1 protein-coding gene and 1 pseudogene are annotated in these 3820 nt (G+C 71.5%); one reads left to right on the forward strand and one right to left on the reverse strand.

What is annotated here, in order from left to right; genetic code table 11:
- A pseudogene (locus ADK86_RS14270) lies at positions 1-215 on the reverse strand (cytochrome P450); the annotation flags it as partial.
- Between the two features lie 1172 nt (positions 216-1387).
- Between ADK86_RS14270 and ADK86_RS14275 the strand changes: the two are divergent.
- A partial coding sequence (locus tag ADK86_RS14275) for a non-ribosomal peptide synthetase (RefSeq protein WP_159393855.1) occupies positions 1388-3820 on the forward strand: 2433 nt, incomplete at its 3' end.

The following is a 3820-nucleotide window of genomic DNA, read 5'->3' on the forward strand; positions in this document are numbered from 1 at the left end:
AACCGTTTGTTGTCCCGGTAGATCTCGGACACATCCGCGTGCCGGGACACCACCCAGAAACCCGGCGCGCCGCCGATGGAGGGGTGCCAGTGGAACGGCTGTGTTGTGCGCAGATGCCGCCAGACCTCGGACAGGTCGTACTCGGCGTGGGTGCGCGGGTCGGTCAGGTCCAGCGTCGCTATGTCACCCGGATTCAGCATGATGCGGCTGGGCATGGATTCTCCTGCTCCTCAGGCTTTTCGGCCGGCGTCGGCGCTCTGGCCGTGGTCGCCGCTGTTCCTCTGCGGCCCCGGCGCTGTACGCCGATGGCCGGCCACGATCCCCCGTGGCCTGTCGGTTGGAGTCGCCCATGCGACCGCTCCGTTGTTTCACAGTAGCAACTCGCCGCGTATCGGCGGGGGTCGCCTTCGGCCTCCCTGGGGACTGCGCTGCCGGGGCGCGGGCCGACCGGAAGACGAAGACGCTATTCCGGTTAGGGCCGAAGAACTGGCCCCTTCGCCCGATGTCGCCGCCGTACCCGCCGGGCGGTCGTCGGGACCGCCCCGCGGGTACGGACAGCGAAGGGCCTGGCTGCCCGGGAAGCCCGGCTGACCAGGGCGTATCCCTGTCGGGACGGCCCAGTTGAGCAGTCGCCCGGGCGGCTCGGGTATCTCCTTGACGCCTTCGCGGGACTGCTGATTAACTCGCGATGGCTTGATCGACGGACCCGGAGCGGGTCCGGACGGTGTGCACTTTCGGGGGTTGTGTATCCATGCCACAAGACGTACGACCGGGGCCGTGGCCCAGTCGCGCCCATGAGAACGCGGCAGCGTGCCGCGCGGATTCCGTTCCGCCGCACCCACTGCGATCGCCCTGACATTCCGTACGGCTCCGGCGGAGCGCCGGTCCCTGGAGACGTGACCGCCCGCGCGCGGCTGTGCGTCCCGGCCCTTTCCTGGATTCACGCATCGGCCGCACCCGGTACGGCAGTTCGTCGAACGGGTAACCGGCGGAGATGCCCTGGGACTGTGCACCCTTGACATTCGTCCCGGGTGTGTGAGAACACGGCTTCAAAACCCGGCCCGACCGGATTCCCGTCCTGTTTTCCCTGCCCCGGACCGACCAGCCGGAGCTCGGAAACACCGGCCTTCTCTCCAGGGAGCGGGCCCGGCGGCCCCGGCCGGTCACTCCTGTTTTATTCGTCCGACTCCATTCGGCGCTGCCATTCCCGCCGGGCGTCAGCGCCCTGCGCCGGGGCGCCGTACGCGGTGTGCCCGCCGTGCCGCCCGCCGGCGGCGTCCACCGACGCCGTCCCTCCGACGCCGCTCACCCGGCCCGGCCGACGACCCGGCCGACGACCGACCAGCGCCGCATTTCCCTGTGCGGGGCAGGAAGAAGGAAACAGCTCATGATCCCGTTGTCCTTTGCGCAGCGCCGGCTGTGGTTCCTGCACAAGCTGGAGGGGGCGTCGGCGACGTACAACATGCCGTTGACGCTGCGCCTGAAGGGCAAGGTGGACGCGGGGGCGCTGCATGCGGCCCTGCGGGATGTGACGGCCCGGCACGAGACGCTGCGTACGGTCTTCCCCGAGGTGGACGGCGAGCCGCGGCAGGTCGTCCTGGACGCCGCGGACGCGGACTTCGCCTGGGAGCACCGGCAGGTTCCGGAGGCGGAGCTGCGCGCGGCACTGGAGCAGGCGGCCCGGCACCCCTTCGACCTGGCCACCGAGGTACCGGTCCGCGTGTGGCTGTACGAGACCGGGCCGGAGGACCACGTCCTATTGCTGTTGCTCCATCACATCGCGGGCGACGGCTGGTCGATGGGCCCGCTGGCCCGTGACGTCGTGGAGGCGTACACCGCGCGGACCGAGGGGCGTGACCCGGACTGGCCCGAACTTCCGGTGCAGTACGTGGACTACACGCTGTGGCAGCGGGAACTGCTCGGCGACGAGAACGACCCGGACAGCGTCTTCGCCCAGCAGGTCGCCTACTGGCGCGAGCAGTTGGCCGGGCTGCCCGACCTGGTCAGCTTTCCCACCGACCGTCCGCGCCCGGCGGTGGCCTCCTACGCGGGTGAGCACCTCGCCTTCGACCTGGACCCCGCGCTGCACCGGCGGCTGGTGGCGCTGGCCCGGCAGTCGAACACGACCGTGTTCATGGTGCTCCAGGCCGCGATGGCCGCGCTGCTCACCCGCCTCGGCGGGGGTCACGACATCCCCCTGGGCAGCGGCGTGGCCGGCCGCACCGACGAGGGCCTGGACGACCTCATCGGCTTCTTCGTCAACACCTTCGTGCTGCGCACCGACACGTCCGGCGACCCCGCTTTCGAGGAGCTGCTTGCCCGCGTACGGCGCACCAGCCTCGCCGCGTACGAGCACCAGGACGTACCGTTCGAGCATCTGGTGGAGCGCCTGAACCCGCGGCGTTCCACCGCACACCACCCGCTCTTCCAGGTCGCCCTGGTCCTCCAGAACGCACCGAGCGAGGACTTCCGGCTGCCGGGCCTCCAGGTGCAGGCCGAGATGGTGAGCGCCGGTACCTCGCGCTTCGACATGCTCATCTCCCTCACCGAGGGGCATGACGCGGCCCACGGTCCGACGGGCATCGAGACGGTCGTCGAGTACGCCACGGAGCTGTTCGACCGCGCGACGGTCGAAGGGCTGCTGGCCCGCTGGGTGCGGGTGCTGGAACAGGTGACGGCCGATCCTTCGCTGCGCGTGGGGCAGTTGGAGCTGCTGTCGGACACCGAACGCGACCAGGTGGTGTCCGGCTGGAACGCGACGGCCGCCGAGGTGCCCGGCACCACCCTCGCCGGGTTCGTCGCCGGGCACGCGCGCCGCACCCCGGACGCCGTCGCGGTCGGGTGCGGCGCCGAGACCCTGTCGTACGGGGAGCTGGACGCGCGGGCGAACCGGCTGGCGCACTGGCTGACCGGCCAGGGCGTGGGCCCGGAGAAGCTGGTGGGGGTGGAACTGCCGCGCTCGGTGGAGATGGTCATGGCCGTCCTCGCTGTCCAGAAGGCCGGTGGCGCATACGTCCCGGTCGACCCCGACTACCCGCGTGAGCGGCGGGAGTTCATCCTCGCCGACGCGGCGCCCGTGCTGGTACTGGACGAGGCGGCCCTGCGCCAGGACCTGTCGGGCTTCCCGGACGACGCCCCCGAGACCGACGTTGCGACGGCGCACCCGGCATACGTGATCTACACCTCCGGCTCCACCGGGCGCCCCAAGGGCGTCGTGGTCTCCCACCAGGGCGTCGCGAGCCTGGCGTACGCGCAGATCGAGCGGTTGGGGGTGTCGGCGGAGAGCCGGGTGCTCCAGTTCGCGTCACCGAGTTTCGACGCGGCGTGGTGGGAGCTGGTGATGGCGTTCTCGTCGGGCGCCACGCTGGTGGTGCCGGAGGAAGGCCGCCTGGTCGGCGAGGCGTTGCGTGAGGTGCTGGCCGAGCAGCGGATCTCTCACGCGACCCTGCCGCCGTCGGTGCTGGGGGCGCTTCCGGCCGGGGCCGAGTCCGGGCTGCCGGAGCTGCGGGCGGTGGCGCTGGCGGGAGAGGCGGTGCCGCCGGAGCTGATCACCCGGTGGGCGGTGGATGGCCGCGTGGTCGTCAACGCGTACGGGCCCACGGAGTCCACGGTGTGCGTCTCGATGAGCGGGACCACGGACGGGACCGTCGCGCCGATCGGCCACCCCGTCACCAACACCAAGGCATATGTGCTGGATGCGGCGCTGCGGCCGGTGCCGGTGGGGGTGGCCGGCGAACTGTACGCGGCGGGCGCGGGCCTGGCCCGTGGCTACGCGAACCGCCCCGGACTGACGGCGGAGCGCTTCGTCGCCTCGCCGTTC

Source organism: Streptomyces sp. NRRL F-5755, assembly GCF_001279365.1.
Taxonomy (GTDB): Bacteria; Actinomycetota; Actinomycetes; order Streptomycetales; family Streptomycetaceae; genus Streptomyces; species Streptomyces rimosus.